Source organism: Bacillus sp. SW14 (genome assembly GCF_047608225.1).
GTDB lineage: Bacteria > Bacillota > Bacilli > Bacillales > Bacillaceae > Bacillus > Bacillus subtilis_G.
This window is the reverse complement of record NZ_JBLKRW010000001.1, coordinates 447,030-466,604: the sequence shown is the minus strand read 5'-3', so window position 1 is coordinate 466,604 and position 19,575 is coordinate 447,030. Positions and strand designations below refer to the sequence as shown.

The window sequence follows — 19,575 nt, the reverse complement described above, 5'->3', positions numbered from 1 at the left end:
CTCCTACAAAAGCGGTTGAAATATCGCTGAAAACAGCTCTAGAATCTTATCTCTTCCGGCATTGAGCATCGGCCAAAGCACGTAAGATCCGAGCGGTGTCACAAACAGAACCAAAAAGACAATAAAGCCATAGCTCTCCGCCTGCGTCATCTTGGCACGAACCCGCGGCGGGACGAGATCTTCAATGATTCGATAGCCATCGAGCGGCGGCAGCGGCAGCAGATTAAATAAAAACAAGACAAGGTTCAGCTGAATCCAAATGGAAAAGAACTGATCAAGTCCCGTGCTGAATGCCGCAAGCTGCTCCATTCCGTATGCATGCATCAACACTAACAAAAAGAAACCGATAAACGCAAGAATCAGGTTACTGACGGGTCCGGCAATAGATACGAGCACGCCGGCAAGCCGAGGTTTCTTAAAGAAGCGGCGATTGACAGGAATAGGGCGCGCCCATCCGAAGCCGGCCACCAGAATCAAAATGGTTCCGAACGGATCAAGGTGTTTAATAGGATTCAGTGTCAGTCTTCCTTGTCTTTTCGCCGTATCGTCACCGAATTTGTATGCGACATAAGCATGGGCAAGCTCGTGTATCGTAAACGACACAATTAACGTGATGACGAGGTATGGCATTAAAGATAACGGATAATATAAAAAACGGTCCAAGTGAGATATCCCTCTTTCTAAAAATGCAAGAATTTACTTTATTCAGTATACTATAAGAAGCCTCTTTTTCTAAAGAGAGGAAACGAGATAAAGGAGGATTCAGCACCCATGCCATACGTAACCGTCAAAATGCTCGAAGGCCGTACAGACGAGCAAAAACGCAATCTTGTCGAGAAAGTAACAGAAGCGGTAAAGGAAACAACCGGTGCTTCTGAAGAAAAAATTGTTGTGTTTATAGAAGAAATGAGAAAAGACCATTATGCCGTCGCAGGCAAACGTCTGAGCGATATGGAATAATCTCTATAAAGCCGGCGCTTCGCGCACCGGCTTTTTCTATCCCTATTGGGTCAGCTTCGCAACAATCGCTAAGAACGTCTTTTTCTCTTCGGCTGTTACACGTTCAAACATGCCGTCAATCAGCTGCTGGCGGTTTTCAATCATTTGCTCAGCCGCTCCCCGGCCCGACTCGGAAAGCGTAATCCATACAGTGCGGCGGTCATTTTTATTTCTCGATCTCTCAATAAAACCCTCCTGCTCTAAATGATTGAGGGCGGTGGTTGTCGCCGAGGGAGACAGTGTGACCTCCTTTAGTATATCCTTTATGGTGCAGCTCCCATGTCTGTATATGATCCGCAGAATAAATCCTCTTACATTATTTACGTGTTTCGGAACGGTAGCTTCATCTATTTGCTTCGTGGTTTTCAAGTATTTTGTAAGTGCGTGATCCAGCAAATTTGCTTCCAGTTTGTCATGGTCCATGTCAATTTCCCCATTTCGAGATGCATTCATAACATACGAACGATATGATTTACTTATTATTTTACTGATTCCGGATAGGGAAAGTCAAAAAAGCAAAATGAGAATCCGCAGCTTTTCTCCTACATGCCTCGATTTTTCACCTGTTTGACAAGTTTATCTTTAAAAGTTTGAAAAGGAACGTGTTTATTCTCTTGATGCCCGAATTGGCGGACGTTTACCGCATCCTGCTGCTCTTCATGATCTCCTAGCACAAGCACGTATGGGATTTTCTGTACCTGCGACTCTCTGATTTTGTATCCAAGCTTCTCATTGCGCTCATCAATGCCGACTCTTATCCCCACCTGTTTCAGCTCTGCCTGCACCTTTCTGCAATAGTCCAAGTGAACGTGTGAAACCGGTATGATTTGAACCTGAATCGGTGCGAGCCAGACTGGGAACGCCCCGCCGAAATGCTCGATCAAAATACCAAAGAAACGGTCGATCGAGCCGAATACCGCTCTGTGTATGACAACAGGACGAACCTTTTCATTGTGTTCATTGATATATGTTAAATCGAATTTTTCCGGCATTTGAAAATCAAGCTGAATTGTCGCACATTGGTGGCTTCGTTTCAGGGCATCTTTTATGTGAAAATCAATTTTCGGTCCGTAAAACGCCCCGTCGCCTTCATTCACCTCATAAGGCAGGCCGAGTTCCTCAAGGACATGTGCTAAGGCGCGTTCCGATGCTTCCCAAAGGCTATCATCGCCCAATGAATCCTCCGGGCGAGTCGAAAGCTCAACCGAATACTCAAAACCAAATGTACGATATACCTCGTCAATCAGCCCAATCGCTTCTTTGATCTCGCTCTCAATCTGATCCTCCCGAACGAAGATATGCGCGTCATCCTGACAGAACGTCCGGACGCGAAGCATTCCATTTAAAGCGCCGCTGTATTCGTGGCGATGGACCTGGCCGAACTCCGCCATACGAATCGGCAGATCACGATACGAATACAGGCTGTTTTTAAATATGAGCATATGTCCAGGACAATTCATCGGCTTCATTGCGAATCTTGTCTCATCCACTTCTGAAAAATACATATTGTCGCGATAATGATCCCAGTGGCCTGACTGCTCCCATAACCGCTGATTCATCATAAACGGCGTACGCACCTCATCATAGCCGGCATTTGTTTGCAGCTCACGCGAGAAGCGTTCCAGTTCATTGCGGACAATCTGCCCTTTCGGCAAATAAAACGGCATCCCCGGCGCTTCTTCAGAAAACATAAACAGCTCTAACTGTTTGCCAAGCTTGCGGTGGTCACGTTTTGCCGCTTCTTCCAGCATATGCAGATGCTCATCCAAATCTTTTTTCTTGTGAAACGCAACCCCGTACACCCGCTGCAGGACTTCATTTTCATTGTCTCCGCGCCAATAAGCGCCCGATACTCTTGTCAGTTTGAACGCCTTGATCATCCCTGTAGAAGGAAGGTGCGGCCCCCGGCACAGGTCAACGAATTCTCCCTGCTGGTACAGCGTGATAGCCTCCCCGCGCGGAATATCCTTCAAAATCTCCAGCTTAAACGGCTCGCCTTTTTGAGCAAACAGTTCTTCAGCCTCTTCGTAAGAAACCTCAATTCGTTTCATTTCAAGGTTTTCATTTATAATGTTGTTCATTTCTTTTTCAATGGCTTCTAAGTCTCCTGATGCCAAGCTTTGCTCCAGCTTCATGTCATAGTAGAAGCCGTCTTCTATCACAGGCCCCACCCCCAATGACACTTCGCCATACAGCCGTTTCACCGCTTGGGCCAGCACGTGCGCTGATGTGTGGCGGAGCACTTGCAAGCCTTCTTGTGAATCAAGTGTGACAATCGAAAGCTCAGCATCCTCCTCCAGCTTGAAGCCGAGATCAACGAGCTTGCCGTTGACCTGACCCGCAGCCGCCTTCTTTTGCAGACTGGAACTGATAGAACCAGCCGCTTCTTTGATTGTAATGCCTTTCGGATATTCCTTGATCTGTCCGTCTGGAAGCTGAATGTGTACATGTTTACTCATTTTTAAACACTCCTTCATTATTGTTGTATATAAAAAAACACACCCATCCCTCTGAAAGGGACGAGTGTGTGATTAACCCGTGGTTCCACCCAAATTCCCGACAAACGCTATGTTGTCGGCTTGGTGCTGTAACGCAGCATAGACGGCATTGGATACTTCAGTTCCCCAATGCTGCTCCAAGGCGGTAAATGATCATCCTAAGCTGGGAAGCTCTCACCTTTTCTTCCCTCTCTGAAAACCGTAACGATCATTCATGTCCTTTTCTTCGCATGTATTCAATTCATAAAAAAACACACCCATCCCTCTAAAAGGGACGAGTGTGTGATTAACCCGTGGTTCCACCCAAATTCCCGACAAACGCTATTTGTTTGTCGGCTTGGTGCTGTAACGCAGCATAGACGGCATTGGATACTTTCGTTCCCCAATGCTGCTCCAAGGCGGTAAATGACAGCCCTAAGCTGGGAAGCTCTCACCTTTCCTTCCCTCTCTGAAAACCGTAACGATCATTCATGTCCTTTTCTTCGCATGTATTCAATTCATATAAAAAAACACATTCATCCCTATAAAAGGGACGAATGTGTTTATCATCCGTGGTTCCACCCAAATTCCCGATCAACACACATGGTGTATCGGCTTTAAGGTGCTGTAACGCAGCATGACGGTATCAGATACTTGATTTCTCCGATACGGCTCAAAGGCGGTAAGCTACTTTCCCTGCATTAGGAAGATCTCAGCTGTTCTTCCCTCTCTGGAAACCGTAAAAAGCATCTCATGTCCTTATCAGTGCCTGTATACATTACTGATTGTTTAATGATTTCATATATTTTACAATAGATTTTTTTAAACAGCAATCTTTTTTGTTAAAAAAAGCAAAAGAAACGTTTCATTCTTTTGCTTTGTATGGTTAACAAATCTGCTTCAATTCCTCTATGTATTGAAGCGCTTCGTCATATTCTTCATTCGTATATTTTTGCTTGCTTTTGATTGTAAAGACTTTTTCTTTCTTTTCCTCGGCCTCAAGCCCGTCAAAGTAAAGGATCGTGGAAACCAGCTCTAAAAACCGCGATGAACGGCTGTTCACACTGTCGATATAGCCCTTAATGTCTGGCATATCCAGATCAGCATGGTCTAAAAATGCGGAGCCTGTCTCAGTCAGCGAATAACGGTATTGAAAGTAGCCGCCCTTTTTTTCCTTCACCTCATGCAGAAATCCAAGGTTGCACAGCTCTTCAATCTGGAGCGTCAGTTCCTCTGAATACGGTCCGTAAAAGTGAAAATCATATTTCTCATAGAAAGGAAACTGCATTTTTTTTGCAATATAAATCATTTTCTGCATCTTCTTCCGCCCGATGATTTCTCCAGAATCCGAGAACACCTTCATCAGTTTTGCATGTTCTTTCAACAAATTCCCGACATCTCCTTTTTCCTTCTTTCCAATTTCTATGTCAGTCCCAGCAGCTGCCGGATTTTCATTTTCGCTTCCGGGTGTTCAGAGCCGTCACAAATCAGGTCCTTCGGATAGTACAGCTTGTGGTCCGTCCGCCGTTTTCCGGAGATGGATTCCACAATAGCCGACTGTCTGGACAGCTCTTTAATTTGGCCGTTTTGCGTCAAGAGATGGATCGGCAGACGCTCCTCTTCCTCTCCAGGACGGTAAAAATCGTATGGAAGATCGGAAGAAGAATCAACGACCAAATAATAGCTCGGATCGATTCCCGCCTCTTTGAACAATGAAGTCAGCTCAAAATAAGCCGACATTTCTTCATTCGGATTGAATTCAACGTATTGGAACAGCTGGCGGTTAATGAATCTGCGGCACAAATCGGATAAAATCGCGTCTTCTTCATCCTCCCAGGCCTGGAAGTAATACAAAATAATAGATTCATCCAGCTTCACATAATCCTCCAGTGTCAATTTCCCTTCAAAAATAGAATAGAAATGAACCGGGGCGTGAGTGAAGACATAGCCTTCATCGTGCAGCTGCTTCGCCCTGTGAAGAATCTTCGTTAAAATAACCTCTGCGCTTCTTGTCACAGGATGGAAATACACCTGCCAGTACATTTGATAGCGGCTCATGATATAGTCTTCGACAGCGTGCATCCCGCTTTCTTTAATGACAATCTGATCCTCGCGCGGGCGCATCACCCGAAGAATCCGCTCCATATCAAAATGGCCGTAGCTGACGCCCGTATAATAAGCGTCGCGCTGCAGGTAATCCATGCGGTCTGCGTCAATCTGACTCGAAATCAGGCTGACCACTTGCTTGTTTTTATATGTTTTGGCAATGACTTCAGCAACATCCTGCGGGAAACGCGGGCTCACCTTTCTGAGCACCTGATTGACCTCTGTGTCTCCCAAAATGATATCTCTTGTAAAATCTTCGTGGTCAAGGTGAAAGACTTTTTCAAATGAATGCGAGAATGGTCCGTGCCCGAGATCATGAAGCAGCGCCGCGGCCAAACAGAGTTCGCGCTCACTGTCATCCCATTCATGGCGGCCTTTAAAGACGTCATCAACCATTCTCCTCACAATTTCATAGACACCGAGAGAATGGTTGAACCGGCTGTGCTCAGCGCCATGGAACGTCAAATACGTCGTGCCGAGCTGCTTAATTCTGCGGAGACGCTGAAATTCGCGGGTTCCGATCAAATCCCATATCAGCTTGTCCCGAACATGAACATAGCGGTGCACCGGATCTTTAAACACTTTTTCTTCTGATAATTTTCCATTTGGATACGCCATCGTCATTCCCTCTTTTTTTTAGCCGTGTTTCTATTATATCGACTCTATTCTTTGAAAACATCCTTGAATTTGCCCGGCGATTTGTTCCATCTTCACGAAAAACAGATCTTGTGAAGCAAAAAAGCCTGACCTGAGGGCCGAGGCTATGAAAAATATGTTTTTACTTTTTTATTTTCTTTTGTACTTTGTCAATCAGCTCATCCTCTGTCGGAGCTGACAGCGGGCGATTGTTCACAAAAGCAAATGATTTTTTGCGTCCGGGCCCGCAATAAGATTGGCAACCTACCTCAACCTTTGCGTCCGGGTCCACTTCTTTTAAACGCGGCAGCAATGTTTTGATATTAGTGGCTTGGCAATCATCACACACTCGAAATTCATTAGCCATGATGTACGCTTCCCTTCATTTCTATGTTCATCTATGTGAATAAACCTAAAATCGCTTTTCAAAAAAATCACATCGCTCTTCATTTTACAAGGATTCGACTGTTCCTGCAAGCTGCTCCAACCTTCGTATCTTCTATTCTTTCAGCCAATTTGTATAAATATTTTCCAAACTGGACATTCTAATACCATGAAAAGAAAATGGGAGTTGAGATAAATGACAAAACAGCGACAAGACGCTTGGTCAAAAGAAGATGATCTGCTTTTAGCCGAAACAGTGCTTCGGCATGTGAGGGAGGGCAGCACTCAGCTGAACGCCTTTGAAGAAGTCGGAGATCAATTAAACCGGACATCCGCAGCCTGCGGATTCAGATGGAACGCGGTCGTTCGCCATCAATATGAAAAAGCGCTTCAACTTGCGAAAAAACAGCGAAAACAGCGGATGAGAGCGCTCGGAAACGGGCAGCCTGCGAAAAAAAGGCTATTATATCAGCCTCCTGCGGTTGATCCTGAAATCATTCAAGAAACCGATGCAGAGGAGACGGTTAAAACAGACGCGCCATCAGCCGAAAATGAGCTGCAGCCTTTAATGTCAGGCGAACACATGCCTTTTGTCGATGAAAGCTTTAAGGAAGAGTTAGCTAGTCTATCACACTTATTGTCTCCTCAAACGCCTGCAGCTGCGCCTGAGATGACGATGAATGATGTGATCCGCTTCCTGCAGAATTATGAAGGAAATAACGAGCAGTCATCGGCATTAAGAATGGAAAATGAACGTTTAAAGAAAGAAAATCAGGAATTGCAAAGCAAAACGGAACAGCTTGAGGCAGAAGTTCAAAAGCTTGAAAAAGATCAAAAAACGATCCAAGAAGATTACGAAACCTTAGTAAAAATTATGAATAGAGCCAGAAAACTAGTTTTATTTGAAGAAGATGAACATGCATCTCCATCCTTCAAAATGGACCGGAACGGCAATTTAGAAAAAATGGCAGAATAAGTTGGAAAAATCCCAAAACAGCAGCTGGTTTTGGGATTTTCGCCATGTGCAAAATCTCCTTTTCCACTGAGAAAAGAGGATTTAATCATTTTGCAGCCGGCTCCGCTATTCTTGTAAAATGAGGCCAGCTTATGTGAATCTATTAAGACATGTGAACTGCCTCGGCCGTTTTTTGTTTTCGAGGCGAAGCGGAGATGACCAGAAGCCCCAGCATCATAAGGGCAATGCCGAACCAAGAGGAGAGTGAAAGCATTTCCCCTATGAAAAACACGCCCAGCAATGAGGCCGTCAGCGGTTCAGCTAAAGACAGCGTGACCGCCGCCGAGGCCGGAACCCCGGTAAGGCCTTTCACAAACAAAAAGTATGCGGCGCACGTTGCAATTAACCCGATGTAAAGGCTCGTTCCCAGTCCTCTCGGGGTCAGTATCCACGAGATATCCGACTGCCATAAAAGCGGCGTCAGCAAGATGGCGCTGATCATAAAAACAACGGCGGAAGTTGCTAGCGGAGGCTGTTTTTTCACCATCGCTTTACTGATGAGCGTATAGCCAGCAAAAGAAGCACCCGCTCCAAGGGCCATAAGAACGCCAGCCACATCAATCCGAACATTGGAACCGTCGGAAAACAGAAGCCAGCAGCCTGATAAGGCTAGCACAGTCGCGATCCACCAGGCGTTTCGCGGGCGTTTTTTCAAAATGGCCCACTCTAGGCTTCCGGCAATGATAGGCGCACTGCCGATCGCAATCACAGTCCCTACAGCAATTCCCGTTTCTTTAACGGCAGTAAAAAACAGCGGCTGGTAACACGCCATACAAACCGCTGCTGATAACACGAGCGGCCATGACCAATTTTTCACGTGAAGCTCCCGGCTGATCCAAACCGCAAGCAGCATGGCGCTTCCTCCTATTAATAAGCGGAACGCTCCGAATGCCAGCGGTGTGGAGCTTTCTGGAGCCATCGCCTGAACGGTTCCAGTGGTTCCCCAGAAAAAAGCCGCAATCAGTACAAACAGGCTGTAAACATTCCCTTTCATCTGCCCTCTCCCCTTTGTATATGGATGCTGATCTCATTTTATCGTTTTTCTTTTGGTCATGGTTATCTGCATGTAAGAATGATTTATCTGAAAACAAGATGATTGGGGATAAAATGCCGCTTGAAATTAAAAATGCATGCCGGCCGATACGGCTGGCATGCGAAGAACATTCACCCAAATACCTTTGCATTCCGCTCAGTCATCCGGACGAGGTTTTTCTCAAATTCCATTTCCTCATCAACGGACAGTCCGGCTGAGTAAAGGTGTGTGCTTAACGCTTTTAATTCCGTCAGTAAAGCGAACATTAAGTCTTGTACGGAGATGTCTGTTTGCAGAAGCTCGCTTAAGGACGCCATCGTTTCCGGACGTATCTCCGGATAGACGCCTTTTTTATCATTTCGTTTGTCCTTCAGCGCCGCTTGGTAGAACCTTCTGATCAAATCGGCTCTTTGACTGCCGCTTTTATCCGCGCAAAGATAAATCTGAACAGCGACTCCGCCGCGAACGCGTCTTTGAGAGATGCCGGCGAATTTTTTTCCATTTATGCTGAGGTCATAGCTGCCGGGACAATATGATCCTTCAATTTCATAGGCTTCGATATTTGCGTTGTATGGGTTTAGCATCCGTCTCATCAGCTCAACCATCGCTTCATATCCTTTGTCTATATCGATGCCTTTCTTTTCGTCCTCGAATATGAGAGAGATATTTAAAACGCCTTCGTCCAAAACGACTGCCAGACCGCCGGAATTGCGTACGATCACACGGTACCCTTCGTTCTCCAGCAGAGCGATGCCATCCTGCAAAAACGGCAGACGCGTATCCTGTATTCCAAGGACAATCGTATTATGGTGCACCCATGAGCGCGCTGTCGCCGGCGACACGCCTTTTCCGACGGACATGCACAGCGTATCATCTATTGCGAAGGACTGCTTCGCATCAAATAAAGGGCCGAGACTGGATTGGTCAATGATTCTCCATGTCGGCTGCATCAGTAAATCAATCGGTTGGTTTGCCATCTATGTAAAACCCTTTCATTTTAGGCTTATGAACGAAAACTATTATATCATTTCAGCCGCTGTGATTGATAATTGCTTTTCAGCATCGTAATAAAAATTTCCTTATTTTTCGTATTCTCCATGAGAGGAGAATGAATATAAGACAGCTTGCGCTTTAATGAGAGATCTTTCATATGGAGAATGGAAATTTCACGGTGGATCAAATCCTTATGCAGCACGCTTCTGGATAAAACCGACAGACCCATGCCGCTGATCACCGCTTCTTTTACCCCTTGATTGCTGCTGATGGTGAACATCGACTTCGGTCGCAGTCCGTTTGAGCTGAGCACATGATCGAGATATTCTCTTGTCCCGGAGCCTTTCTCTCTTGTCACCCATGCTTCGTTTTGCAAATCGCTGATTGAAATATCTCTCCGTCCGGCCAACGGGTGCTGATTCGGCGCGGCAATGCACATTTCATCCTCCATGAACGGTTCAATTTCCAGTTCATTCTCGTTTGTATGTCCTTCAATCAGTCCGATATCAGCCTGAAGCATCCGCACACGTTCGCTGACCTCCTCTGTATTGCCAATCATGACATCGAGGTTCAGCTCTGGATACAACTTTTGCAGCTGGGCCAGAAGCGGCGGAAGAATATACTCTCCGATCGTAAAGCTGGCAGCTATTTTCAATTCGCCTTTCACGTAATGGTGATGCGCATAGATTTCGGCCTTGGCTTGCTCGTAGAGAAATACCATTTGCTTTGCTCTTTGATACAAAATGTCTCCTGTCGGCGTTGTCGTAAAGTGTTTTGGCGACCGGTTCAGGAGGGCCGTTTGAAATTCTTTCTCAAGATTTTTGATATGCAGGCTGACGCTGGGCTGGGAGATCATCAGCTTTTCCGCCGCTTTCGTGAAGTTTTTTTCTTCTACTACCGCTATAAACGTTTTTAGTACGTCGTAATACAAAAACCCCACCCCTGTCATTAATAAAATATATAGTTATGATCAGTTTTCTTTATTGTACTCATATCATCTGACTTGGTAAAGAAGGCTAAGCGAAGGCGCAAAAAAAGCAGCCCTCCGGAAGAGAGCTGCCATCGTCTTCATTTATTACAGTGCTTGTACAGCTGTAATTAATGCGAGGTTGTAAACATCTTCAGCGTTACAACCTCTTGAAAGGTCATTTACAGGCATATTTAAGCCTTGCAGAATTGGCCCTACCGCTTCAAAGTTGCCCAAACGCTGAGCGATTTTATAGCCGATGTTGCCTGCTTCAAGACTTGGGAATACGAATACGTTAGCGTCCCCTTTGATCTCGGAATCCGGCGCTTTTTTCTCAGCTACAGATGGAACAAATGCAGCATCAAATTGGAATTCGCCGTCAAGTGTCAGCTCAGGCGCTTTTTCTTTGGCGATTTTCACAGCATCCGCTACTTTTTCTGTTTCATCAGATTTAGCTGAGCCTTTTGTAGAGAAGCTGAGCATTGCCACGCGAGGCTCAATGTCGAACATTTTTGCCGTATTGGCACTTTCGATGGCAATTTCGGCAAGATCTTGGCTGTCAGGCGCAATGTTGATCGCGCAATCCGCGAATACGTATTGCTCTTCTCCGCGAGCCATGATGAAGACGCCGGAAGTCTTTTTCACGCCTTCTTTTGTTTTGATGATTTGAAGAGCCGGGCGGACAGTGTCGGCTGTTGAATGAGCCGCTCCGCTAACAAGTCCGTGTGCAAGCCCTTTGTACACCAGCATTGTACCGAAGTAGTTCTCGTCTAATAACGCTTTTCGAGCCTGTTCTTCTGTCGCTTTGCCTTTACGGCGTTCTACGAATGCTTGTACAAGGTCTTCCATGCCTTCATATGTATGTGGATCATAAATCTGAACGCCATCCAGCGCCAGGTTCAGTTCTTTCGCTTTTGCTTGAATTTCATTTTCATTGCCGACCACAATCGGATTCAGCACCTTGTTTCCTGCAAGCTTGCTGACAGCTTCTAAAATACGCTCGTCTAAACCTTCAGGAAATACAATTTTAACGTCTTTTCCAGCTACTTTTTCTTGCACTGTTGAAAATAAATCTGCCACAATAAAACCTCCTCAAAAAGTTACAAAAACGCTTTCTTTTACTAGCATACTCTTCTTCCAACCAAATTCAAACAGCCAACTTTCATTATAGCGCTTTCACAAAAAAATCTTATTTTTCTAACTAATTTAAGTGACTCATTTTCCCCTTATAGTTTCTCTTATTTTTATGGAGTTATACAAAAGGGATGTTCAAGGTTTCTCCACAGTAGAATCGGATAAACTATGGTATAGTGAAGGCAATCATGAAAAGGTAATAGGAGTGAAGATAAATGAGTGAACAGCAAATGACGAATGAAGCGGCCAAAACGCTTGACGGCTGGTATGCGCTTCATGATTTCCGCACAATGGACTGGACTTCCTGGAAGCTGCTGTCCAGTGATGAGCGCCAATCTATTATACATGAATTCACAGGATTGCTTGAAAAATGGGGCGTGGCCCAAAAAGAAGGAAAAGGGTCGCAAGCGCTTTACAGCATCGTCGGCCAAAAAGCTGATTTTATGCTGATGATTCTTCGTCCTACAATGGAAGAATTAAATGAAATTGAGCTCGAATTCAACAAATCAAGACTTGCTGAGTTCACTATTCCGGCTTACTCCTACGTATCAGTGGTAGAGCTGAGCAACTACTTGGCAAGCGGCGACGGCGACCCTTACGAAAATCCGCATATGCGTGCGCGCCTTTACCCTGAACTGCCGGAATTTAAATATGTATGCTTCTATCCAATGGATAAAAGAAGATCCGGCAATGACAACTGGTACATGCTTTCAATGGAAGAACGCAGAAACTTGATGAGAAGCCACGGCTTAATCGGCCGCAGCTATGCGGGCAAAGTCAAACAAATCATCACCGGCTCCGTCGGCTTTGACGATTACGAGTGGGGCGTTACATTATTCAGTGATGATGTGCTTCAATTCAAAAAGCTTGTGTATGAAATGCGTTTTGACGAAGTCAGTGCCCGCTACGGAGAATTCGGTTCATTCTTTGTCGGCAATCGCCTTTCGCTTGAGACACTTCCTCAATTCCTATATGTATAATATCTGTTCCCGCCTTAGAGGGCGGGAGTTTTTCATTTTCCATTTATCAGAATTTAAATAAAATTTGCTATTTTCTCTGTTTTTTCTTACGATGTAGTTAATAATCCAATTTTTTCAAAGGGGTGCAGTTATTTGTCAAAACGAACCGCATTTATTATGGGAGCCAGTCAAGGGATCGGAAAAGCAATCGCTCTGAAATTAGCAGACCAGCAATTTTCCGTCGTCATTAATTCGCGAAACTTGGATAATATTGAACCTGTCAAAGAAAACATTTTGGCCAAACATCCTGAAGCGAGTGTCATTGTTTTGGCGGGTGATATGTCTGACCAGCATACGAGAGCCGGCATTTTCCAAAAAATCGAATCTCAATGCGGTCGGCTTGATGTTCTGATTAATAATATTCCGGGCGGCGCGCCTGACACATTTGATAACTGTCATATAGAGGATATGACAGCCACGTTCACACAGAAAACCGTCGCTTATATTGACGCGATCAAACGTGCCTCCTCACTGATGAAGCAAAACGAGTTTGGCAGAATCATCAACATTGTCGGAAATCTGTGGAAAGAACCCGGCGCCAATATGTTCACAAACAGTATGTTGAATGCCGCTCTAATTAACGCCAGTAAAAATATTTCCATCCAGCTTGCTCCTCACAACATTACTGTCAACTGCCTGAATCCTGGTTTTATCGCTACAGACCGTTACCATCAATTTGTGGAAAATGTAATGAAAAAGAACAGCATATCCAAACGGGAAGCAGAAGAACAGATTGCTTCCGGAATTCCGATGAAACGTGTCGGATCAGCAGAAGAAACAGCAGCGCTCGCCGCGTTTCTCGCATCTGAGGAAGCCTCCTATATCACCGGACAGCAAATTTCCGCTGACGGCGGCAGCATGAAAAGCATATAAAAAAATCCCGCTTTTTAGCGGGATACTTCTTGTAATGATGCAAACGGCAGGTTCAGCTTTTGAATCCGCATGACAAATTCCCGCAGATCCTCCTGCTTTGACACCATTGATATTCTGACATGCCTTTTTCCGTTGCTTCCGAATATTTCGCCCGGTGTGACAACGACATGGGCATGCTCCAGCAAGTAATCAGAGAATTGGTGAGATGTCTCAAACATTTTCGGAATCTCAGCCCATACGTAAAATGTTCCTTTTGGCTTTTCCATCTTCCAGCCCAATTCCTTTTCACACAGCTCCGTAAAAAAGTCAATTCGTTCCTCGTAGATTCTTTTCAAGGTTTCCGTTTGCTTAGGATCTCCTGAAAGCGCCGCGCTTGCCGCCTGCTGCAGCCCGCCGAACATGCCGACAAATACATGATCCTGAAATTCATTGACGGCCTGAATGATCTTTTCATTCCCGACCGCAAACGCCATTCTCCAGCCGGCCATGTTAAATGTTTTTGAAAATGAATAAAGCTCTGCCCCGACTGCTTTGGCATCTTCTGCCCCTAGAAAGCTGGCCGGTTTGTTATCAAATTCAAACGCTCCGTACGCAAAATCATGGATCAAGTGGATCTTGTGCTCTTTCGCAAAAGCAGCCGCTTTTGCATAAAAAGCCGCATCGGCTACGGCTCCCGTCGGGTTATTCGGATAGTTTAAAAACATGAGCTTCGCTTTTTCCAGCACGGCGGGATCGATCTTTTCAAAATCGGGCAGATAGCCATTTTCTTCATACAGCGGCATTTCGTGCAGCTCAGCTCGTGCCATCGTAATCCCTGACAAGTATTCAGGGTAGCCTGGATTTGGGACCAAAGCGATATCTCCCGGGTTGAGCAGGCATTGTGTCAGCACATACAAGCCGGCTTTCCCCCCGCCGAAGAGCGCAACTTCCGTTTCAGGATTGATTGAGACTCCGTATTCTCTTTTATAGAAAGCAGCGATTGCTTCCTTCAAAAAAGGATAGCCTCTGAATGGGCCGTATCCGTGAAACGACGGATTCAGAGACGCCTCCCGTAAAGCCTCCACAATATGAGGCGGAGTGGGAAGATCAGGGTTTCCCTGTCCGAGATTAATGATATGGGCCCCCGTTTTTTCCAATTCCTTCACCTTTTGAAAAACGAGCGAAAACTCTTGCCTTGGAAGTGTCTTGATGACGTCGGACGGTGTTATTTCCATCTAATAGACTCCTTTTTGCTCCGTTTTGTTATCTCGTTCCAAAAACGATTTGTTGACGAGCTTCGTATGCAAAAACAATCCGCTTACCATAACAACAATCAGCCCCATAATGACCGGAGCGTTGAAGACGTTGATTAACATTGAACCAACAGAAATGCATAATCCGATAGACGCTTCCGCTACCGAAAAAATGCGCCCCTGAATCTGGTTCGCCGCGTTCTCCTGAACCTTCACCTTTGCAAGCACTTCCCCGTATTCCATCGCGATGAAAAAGAGGATTGCGGCGATGACAGAGACAGCGAAAATCGGCGTGAATAAAAACAGCGCCAGCGAGACAATGGATAGTACGGTAAAGTACGTCAGGCCTTTATTGTTGTTAAAACCCCACTTGCTGACAAGCGCCGCTCCGATAAAGCCGCCGAAGCCGATGCAGAACGTGAGAATAAAGTTGCCGATTTCCCCGTCACCCAGAAAGCGGCTGACAATCGGAAAATAGCTGTAGACGATGCCCCATAAAAGCGCCATCGTAACCATCGTAAACATAGCGTTTAACACGAACGCGTTTGTTTTGATTTCCTTCAGGCCTTCTTTAAACGACTGAAAGGCTTCCCTTACGTTTTCTGACTGAATCGGGACGTATTGGAGCTGGATGCGGCTGATAAAAAATGCCGAAATCAAGTATGTCACACCATTAAAGGCAACAGCCAGCTCTACAGAACCGCCTAACAGAAAAAGCCCTCCTGCAGCTGCCCCGACGATAATGGAGATGGTCGTCGCTTTTGCGAATAACGTGTTGATGTTTTTAATATCTGATTCCAATGATGACATGACAGCGAGACGGGCCGGATTAAAAAACACGCCGCTTCCATAAGAAATAAACAGAAGCGCCAGAAAAATCAGCGGATACTCGCCTTTTGGAAGAAATATGAGCCCCAAAAAGATCAAACCCCTGATGATATCCGTCCACAGCATGATCTTAATTCTGTCTAACCGGTCGACCAGAACCCCCAAAAACGGCTGGAACACCATCGGAATGCTTCTGACCACGATGACCCCCGAGGTCACCCAATAGTCATGATAATATGTAGACAAAATGAGCAGGGCCGGGAGAACACAATAGTCTCCCATAAACGATAGCGCCTGCCCGTAAAGCAAGTATTTAGAGTTGGGCTTCAACTGTTTCATACTGGCAGCACATACTTTGCCGTCAGCTTCGCATACAGCTGAATTTGTCTGATTGAATCAGCCACATCCTGTGAATTGCTGCCTCTCAGTTCAAAGGCAACAATGGAATTGAAGGCTTCAAACAGTGTCAAATCAACTGATGTGCCTGGTGCCGCAGCCGAAAAAGAAACGATTTCTGTATCACCCTTCAATAGCCCGTCCGGAATATCGATCGCTTCAATCACCAAATCCTCTGCAGTTTCAGGAATCTGGCCATTTTGTTTGAAATGCTGAGGGTATAAATGGCAGTCAGCGACATAGTAAGGCTCTTGATCTAATAATCCGTCAGGCAGATCGGCGTCTTTTCCGAAACAGAGAACATCTAATAATAATTGCGCCATATCAAGACCGAAAACCTTTTTAATGTTCGGAATCATATTCCAGCCGGCAAATCTGGCCGCCGACTCTATTAAACCTGGTTCTCTGTTTTTCATTAGCTTGATTTCTGTATGTGTGGCGCAATTTTGCAGTCCAAGCCCTTCATTTGCCTTTTTGGCGGCTTCAACAATTTTCTTTTTCGCCTCTTCATCCAGAATGGACGGCGTAATATGTGATGTTTCTGTAAATCCGATTTGCGGCGTTTTGTCATGAATGGCGATCGGGAAATACTCACCGTCCGCCATGATGCCTTCTATGCTGATATAGTCGGAGTAGCCTTCTGTTTGATACCAGTCTCCGTACTCACCCTGTAAAAATTCTTCAGCAATAAACGGCGCTTCAAATGTGACCGCCTTCGGCACATTAATCGATTTCAGGTAGTCATTGACTCTGTTAAATTCAGCTTCTGCCGTCTCAGTGTCCGTAATCAGCGTTACGCCAATTGAACTCGCTAAGTATGTAGGCTTTAAAATAAGGGGTGTGCCGATCTCTTCAAGTGCGGCACGGAAATCTTCAAGAGTTGTGACCCGTTTGTTTTTAATCGATTTCACTCCCGCTTTATTAAAAGCGTCTCTCATTTTATTTTTGTCTCTGGCATTTTCGGCAGCCTGCACTCCGGCGCCTCTCAGGCCAAGACGTTCACAAGCTTTCGCCATCGGGGCAATGAATAATTCATTGTTTGTGGTGATGGCATCCGCCCCAAACATTTCGGCAACCTTGACGATTTGCTCGACGACCTCTTCTTCAGGCTTGTCATGATCCTCATGCGCCCAATAAATTGAATCGGGATGCTCAAAATCAGCTAAGCTCTGAAAATAGTCTTTATCTTTTATAACCGCGACCGAGTATTTTTCAATCAGTGCTGCATGAGAGGCTGTAATTGCAAAAGGCCTTGGAATAAAGCTGACCAGATTATACTTTTCAGCAGCGCTTTTATAAAACATGTGCGGCGGGCAGCCTCCAAGATCAGCGATGACCAATACTGTTTTTCTCTCCATATGTAAAACACTCCTTCTCTATTGTGCGGTGTATCCTCCGTCTGCGGTGAGGGCGCTTCCGGTCATATAGCTTGATAAATCTGAGGCTAAAAACAGCATCACGTTTGCGATTTCTTCGGGTTTCCCGAGCCTCAGCAGCGGATTTACCTTTGCCTTTTCTTTTTTGATCTCTTCAAGTGTGCCTTCATTATTTTCAAGGAATGATTTTTCATTTAGCGGTGTGTCGATAATCCCCGGGCATACGCAGTTGACGCGAATTTGATGTTTCGCATAATCAACGGCCATTGACCGCGTCAGCTGCAAAACACCTCCTTTGCTGGCGTTATAGGCAGGAATATCAGGCCATGCCACGAGTCCGCCGACTGAGCATGTATTAATGATGTTGCCCTTGCCGGCAGCCAGCATATGCTTGAGTGCGTACTTGCTCATTAAAAACGTGCCGGTCAAATTGACTTGAAGCACCTTATTCCAATCGCTGAGCTCCATTTCGTGAATGGGAGCCACGATTTCAATTCCCGCGTTATTAATCAATACATCCAACCCTCCAAATGTATCGACCGCCGATTGAACAGCGTGCTGACAGGCAGCTTCGTCTGTGATGTCCGTTTGCACAAAGTGCAGCCTGTCATGATTTTCTTTCCGGACCATTGCTTCTCCCTGCGCCTCGTCAATATCCGCCACAACCACATTGGCCTGCTGGTTCAAAAAAGCCTGAACCGCAGCATAACCAATGCCTGATGCGCCTCCTGTTATAAGGACGGTTTTATCGGTGAGGTTCATAATCACTCATCCGCCTTTATTTTTTTTGCTTTTGCCCTGTTGTAGCGCGGCGGGAAGAAGATGTTAATGGATTTTGATTCTTTTTCTGAGCGGTTGATGGCGCCGTGATCTTCCCGAGGCTCACAGAAATAGGCTGTACCGAATTTCATGTCCACCGTGCAGCCTTCGACCGTCATGTCGTAACCGCCGCCGATGCAGATGCCGATTTGTTCATTCCGATGTTTATGGAAAGGCATTTCTCCACCGTTTCCAGGGATTTTGGCCAGCATGATTTCCACCCAGTCCTCTACAAAGAACGTGACTTCCATGCCGGGCAATAGGTCTCTTGTTTTGAAAATATTCAAAAAATAGTCCTCAGGACTTGTATATGTTTCATCAGCTTTCAGCCGCTTGATATCAATCGCAATGACTTCTTGGTCTGTGTCGTTTCTAGCCCCGTGAGGCACATCCGGCGGCGCGATGTAGGCAGATTCCAAGGCCGTCATTTTTCTCGTCACATCTCCGACAGTCATCATCAGCTCGCCTGAAACGACCATGCCGATTTGGACTTCCTTATGCTGATGGGGTTCAACGTTCGTATGCGGCGGAACGTAAGACATTAATACCTCAGTGTCGCCGCGCACGGTTGAATACTGTCTCACACCGTTTTCCCATTCTATTAATTTCGGTGTCGGGAAATAAAGCTCCTGCATATCTTCTTTAGTTTTCATCATCAACGTCTCCTTTTCCGAATAATGACCAGCTCATAGGAATGCTTTTAAATGTTTTCACAAATGTAAGCCCGTACTTTTGCCGTGCAAGCTCATTCGTTAAAGCAATATCATACAAGCCTTCTTTTACTTTTCTTGCAGCTTGACTGGTCGAATTGACCAATTTGAAACGTACTTCTTTGCGGGTAAAATATTTGATTAAATTAATGGGTGAAGGATGTGAAACAATAACAGATAAATCAAGCATATCGTCGCTGAATTCAAAGTCAGGACGAACAGCCAGGCCGTACATCGGTGTATCGCACCTGAAGATTTGCAAAAGCTGCAAATCCGGCCTCATGTAGAAATGCTTAATGCCGTCGTAAGCGTGTGGGACGATGGTATATTCCAGCGGGCTTTGAAGCGTCCTTTCGATGCATGATTCAAATGTATCATGCAAGGACAATTTACTGTTCAGCCCCTGCAGAAGAGTAAAATTGGAGATGAAATGTTTTGCTGCGTACTCACTGCTTGTCCCCTCAGGGCCGAGCGTGTTGACTGTAATCAATTTGGATATTGAATCAGTTCTGTTTTTTGTCTGAATGCTATTATCCAATATTATCATGAGCACCAACCAATCTTTTAAAATTTTAAGT

20 protein-coding genes, 1 pseudogene and 2 other annotated features are annotated in these 19,575 nt (G+C 45.5%); of the genes and pseudogenes, 4 read left to right on the top strand and 17 right to left on the bottom strand.

Going from position 1 to position 19,575, the window contains the following annotated elements; translation table 11 throughout:
* Positions 1-3 precede the first annotated feature (3 nt).
* Complete coding sequence (locus ACMX2I_RS02415; protein WP_394715355.1) at positions 4-663, bottom strand: site-2 protease family protein; 660 nt, start codon at positions 661-663, stop codon at positions 4-6.
* A 108-nt stretch (positions 664-771) separates the two neighbouring features.
* On the opposite strand from ACMX2I_RS02415, the gene ACMX2I_RS02410 reads away from it, so the two are divergent.
* Positions 772-960: a 2-hydroxymuconate tautomerase gene (locus ACMX2I_RS02410; protein ID WP_003222038.1), complete on the top strand. Its 189-nt coding sequence runs from the start codon at positions 772-774 to the stop codon at positions 958-960.
* A 42-nt stretch (positions 961-1,002) separates the two neighbouring features.
* On the opposite strand, the gene ACMX2I_RS02405 is transcribed toward ACMX2I_RS02410, so the two are convergent.
* From ACMX2I_RS02405 to ACMX2I_RS02380, 6 genes and pseudogenes are all read right to left on the bottom strand, one after another.
* Positions 1,003-1,422: a MarR family transcriptional regulator gene (locus tag ACMX2I_RS02405; protein WP_148962473.1), complete on the bottom strand. Its 420-nt coding sequence runs from the start codon at positions 1,420-1,422 to the stop codon at positions 1,003-1,005.
* Positions 1,423-1,541: 119 nt separating this feature from the next.
* Positions 1,542-3,458, bottom strand: coding sequence for a threonine--tRNA ligase (gene thrS / locus ACMX2I_RS02400; RefSeq protein ID WP_414956062.1), 1,917 nt, complete (start codon positions 3,456-3,458; stop codon positions 1,542-1,544).
* Positions 3,459-3,511: 53 nt separating this feature from the next.
* Positions 3,512-3,733: a binding site (T-box leader), on the bottom strand.
* A 31-nt stretch (positions 3,734-3,764) separates the two neighbouring features.
* Positions 3,765-3,989: a binding site (T-box leader), on the bottom strand.
* A gap of 81 nt (positions 3,990-4,070) precedes the next feature.
* Positions 4,071-4,226 (bottom strand): annotated as a pseudogene (locus ACMX2I_RS02395) (hypothetical protein).
* Between the two features lie 136 nt (positions 4,227-4,362).
* Complete coding sequence (locus ACMX2I_RS02390) at positions 4,363-4,863, bottom strand: YwgA family protein (protein WP_087992757.1); 501 nt, start codon at positions 4,861-4,863, stop codon at positions 4,363-4,365.
* A gap of 35 nt (positions 4,864-4,898) precedes the next feature.
* Positions 4,899-6,200, bottom strand: coding sequence for an HD domain-containing protein (locus ACMX2I_RS02385; RefSeq protein ID WP_148963435.1), 1,302 nt, complete (start codon positions 6,198-6,200; stop codon positions 4,899-4,901).
* 160 nt (positions 6,201-6,360) lie between these two features.
* Complete coding sequence (locus tag ACMX2I_RS02380) at positions 6,361-6,585, bottom strand: DUF1450 domain-containing protein (protein ID WP_087992758.1); 225 nt, start codon at positions 6,583-6,585, stop codon at positions 6,361-6,363.
* 213 nt (positions 6,586-6,798) lie between these two features.
* Between ACMX2I_RS02380 and rsfA the strand changes: the two genes are divergently transcribed.
* The gene (rsfA, locus tag ACMX2I_RS02375) at positions 6,799-7,578 is read left to right on the top strand and encodes a prespore-specific transcription regulator RsfA (protein WP_414956061.1); all 780 of its coding nucleotides are present in this window, start codon (positions 6,799-6,801) and stop codon (positions 7,576-7,578) included.
* Positions 7,579-7,720: 142 nt separating this feature from the next.
* Here the strand turns inward: rsfA and ACMX2I_RS02370 are convergent, their stop codons facing one another.
* From ACMX2I_RS02370 to pta, 4 genes are all read right to left on the bottom strand, one after another.
* Entirely contained in the window at positions 7,721-8,611 is an 891-nt protein-coding gene (locus tag ACMX2I_RS02370) for a carboxylate/amino acid/amine transporter (protein ID WP_414956060.1), read from the bottom strand.
* A 170-nt stretch (positions 8,612-8,781) separates the two neighbouring features.
* The gene (gene ywfL / locus ACMX2I_RS02365) at positions 8,782-9,627 is read right to left on the bottom strand and encodes an octanoyl-[GcvH]:protein N-octanoyltransferase (protein ID WP_414956059.1); all 846 of its coding nucleotides are present in this window, start codon (positions 9,625-9,627) and stop codon (positions 8,782-8,784) included.
* A gap of 47 nt (positions 9,628-9,674) precedes the next feature.
* Complete coding sequence (cysL, locus tag ACMX2I_RS02360) at positions 9,675-10,574, bottom strand: cysJI operon transcriptional regulator CysL (protein ID WP_087992762.1); 900 nt, start codon at positions 10,572-10,574, stop codon at positions 9,675-9,677.
* A 144-nt stretch (positions 10,575-10,718) separates the two neighbouring features.
* Entirely contained in the window at positions 10,719-11,690 is a 972-nt protein-coding gene (gene pta / locus ACMX2I_RS02355; RefSeq protein ID WP_087992763.1) for a phosphate acetyltransferase, read from the bottom strand.
* A 269-nt stretch (positions 11,691-11,959) separates the two neighbouring features.
* Here pta and hemQ point away from each other — a divergent pair, with 269 nt between their 5' ends.
* Positions 11,960-12,724 (top strand): hydrogen peroxide-dependent heme synthase, encoded by a 765-nt coding sequence (gene hemQ, locus ACMX2I_RS02350; protein WP_414956058.1) that lies wholly within the window; start codon positions 11,960-11,962, stop codon positions 12,722-12,724.
* A 132-nt stretch (positions 12,725-12,856) separates the two neighbouring features.
* Positions 12,857-13,636 (top strand): NADPH-dependent reductase BacG, encoded by a 780-nt coding sequence (bacG, locus tag ACMX2I_RS02345; RefSeq protein ID WP_414956057.1) that lies wholly within the window; start codon positions 12,857-12,859, stop codon positions 13,634-13,636.
* A gap of 14 nt (positions 13,637-13,650) precedes the next feature.
* Here the strand turns inward: bacG and bacF are convergent, their stop codons facing one another.
* Genes bacF through bacA form a run of 6 tightly spaced genes read right to left on the bottom strand, consistent with a single transcriptional unit; the run spans position 13,651 to position 19,544 of the window.
* Entirely contained in the window at positions 13,651-14,850 is a 1,200-nt protein-coding gene (bacF, locus tag ACMX2I_RS02340; RefSeq protein WP_414956056.1) for a transaminase BacF, read from the bottom strand.
* Positions 14,851-16,035 (bottom strand): bacilysin exporter BacE, encoded by a 1,185-nt coding sequence (gene bacE / locus ACMX2I_RS02335; RefSeq protein WP_414956055.1) that lies wholly within the window; start codon positions 16,033-16,035, stop codon positions 14,851-14,853.
* The gene (bacD, locus tag ACMX2I_RS02330; RefSeq protein ID WP_394715364.1) at positions 16,032-17,450 is read right to left on the bottom strand and encodes an alanine--anticapsin ligase; all 1,419 of its coding nucleotides are present in this window, start codon (positions 17,448-17,450) and stop codon (positions 16,032-16,034) included. The genes bacE and bacD overlap by 4 nt, the downstream gene beginning before the upstream one ends.
* Positions 17,451-17,468: 18 nt before the next feature.
* Positions 17,469-18,230, bottom strand: coding sequence for a dihydroanticapsin 7-dehydrogenase (bacC, locus tag ACMX2I_RS02325; RefSeq protein WP_141113420.1), 762 nt, complete (start codon positions 18,228-18,230; stop codon positions 17,469-17,471).
* A gap of 2 nt (positions 18,231-18,232) precedes the next feature.
* Complete coding sequence (gene bacB, locus ACMX2I_RS02320) at positions 18,233-18,940, bottom strand: 3-((4R)-4-hydroxycyclohexa-1,5-dien-1-yl)-2-oxopropanoate isomerase (protein WP_087992769.1); 708 nt, start codon at positions 18,938-18,940, stop codon at positions 18,233-18,235.
* Entirely contained in the window at positions 18,930-19,544 is a 615-nt protein-coding gene (gene bacA / locus ACMX2I_RS02315) for a prephenate decarboxylase (protein ID WP_414956054.1), read from the bottom strand. Before bacA ends, bacB begins: the two co-directional genes overlap by 11 nt.
* Positions 19,545-19,575: the final 31 nt, after the last annotated feature.

Excerpts from the sequence above, each read along its gene's own strand:
- bacC (WP_141113420.1), bottom strand. The coding sequence starts at position 18,230 with ATGAACCTCACCGATAAAACCGTCCTTATAACAGGAGGCGCATCAGGC.
- ywfL (WP_414956059.1), bottom strand. The coding sequence starts at position 9,627 with ATGGCAAACCAACCGATTGATTTACTGATGCAGCCGACATGGAGAATC.
- bacF (WP_414956056.1), bottom strand. The coding sequence starts at position 14,850 with ATGGAAATAACACCGTCCGACGTCATCAAGACACTTCCAAGGCAAGAG.
- ACMX2I_RS02405 (WP_148962473.1), bottom strand. The coding sequence starts at position 1,422 with ATGGACCATGACAAACTGGAAGCAAATTTGCTGGATCACGCACTTACA.
- ACMX2I_RS02385 (WP_148963435.1), bottom strand. The coding sequence starts at position 6,200 with ATGGCGTATCCAAATGGAAAATTATCAGAAGAAAAAGTGTTTAAAGAT.
- bacD (WP_394715364.1), bottom strand. The coding sequence starts at position 17,450 with ATGGAGAGAAAAACAGTATTGGTCATCGCTGATCTTGGAGGCTGCCCG.
- bacE (WP_414956055.1), bottom strand. The coding sequence starts at position 16,035 with ATGAAACAGTTGAAGCCCAACTCTAAATACTTGCTTTACGGGCAGGCG.
- ACMX2I_RS02370 (WP_414956060.1), bottom strand. The coding sequence starts at position 8,611 with ATGAAAGGGAATGTTTACAGCCTGTTTGTACTGATTGCGGCTTTTTTC.
- bacA (WP_414956054.1), bottom strand. The coding sequence starts at position 19,544 with ATGATAATATTGGATAATAGCATTCAGACAAAAAACAGAACTGATTCA.
- hemQ (WP_414956058.1), top strand. The coding sequence starts at position 11,960 with ATGAGTGAACAGCAAATGACGAATGAAGCGGCCAAAACGCTTGACGGC.
- ACMX2I_RS02380 (WP_087992758.1), bottom strand. The coding sequence starts at position 6,585 with ATGGCTAATGAATTTCGAGTGTGTGATGATTGCCAAGCCACTAATATC.
- rsfA (WP_414956061.1), top strand. The coding sequence starts at position 6,799 with ATGACAAAACAGCGACAAGACGCTTGGTCAAAAGAAGATGATCTGCTT.
- ACMX2I_RS02410 (WP_003222038.1), top strand. The coding sequence starts at position 772 with ATGCCATACGTAACCGTCAAAATGCTCGAAGGCCGTACAGACGAGCAA.
- bacB (WP_087992769.1), bottom strand. The coding sequence starts at position 18,940 with ATGAAAACTAAAGAAGATATGCAGGAGCTTTATTTCCCGACACCGAAA.
- thrS (WP_414956062.1), bottom strand. The coding sequence starts at position 3,458 with ATGAGTAAACATGTACACATTCAGCTTCCAGACGGACAGATCAAGGAA.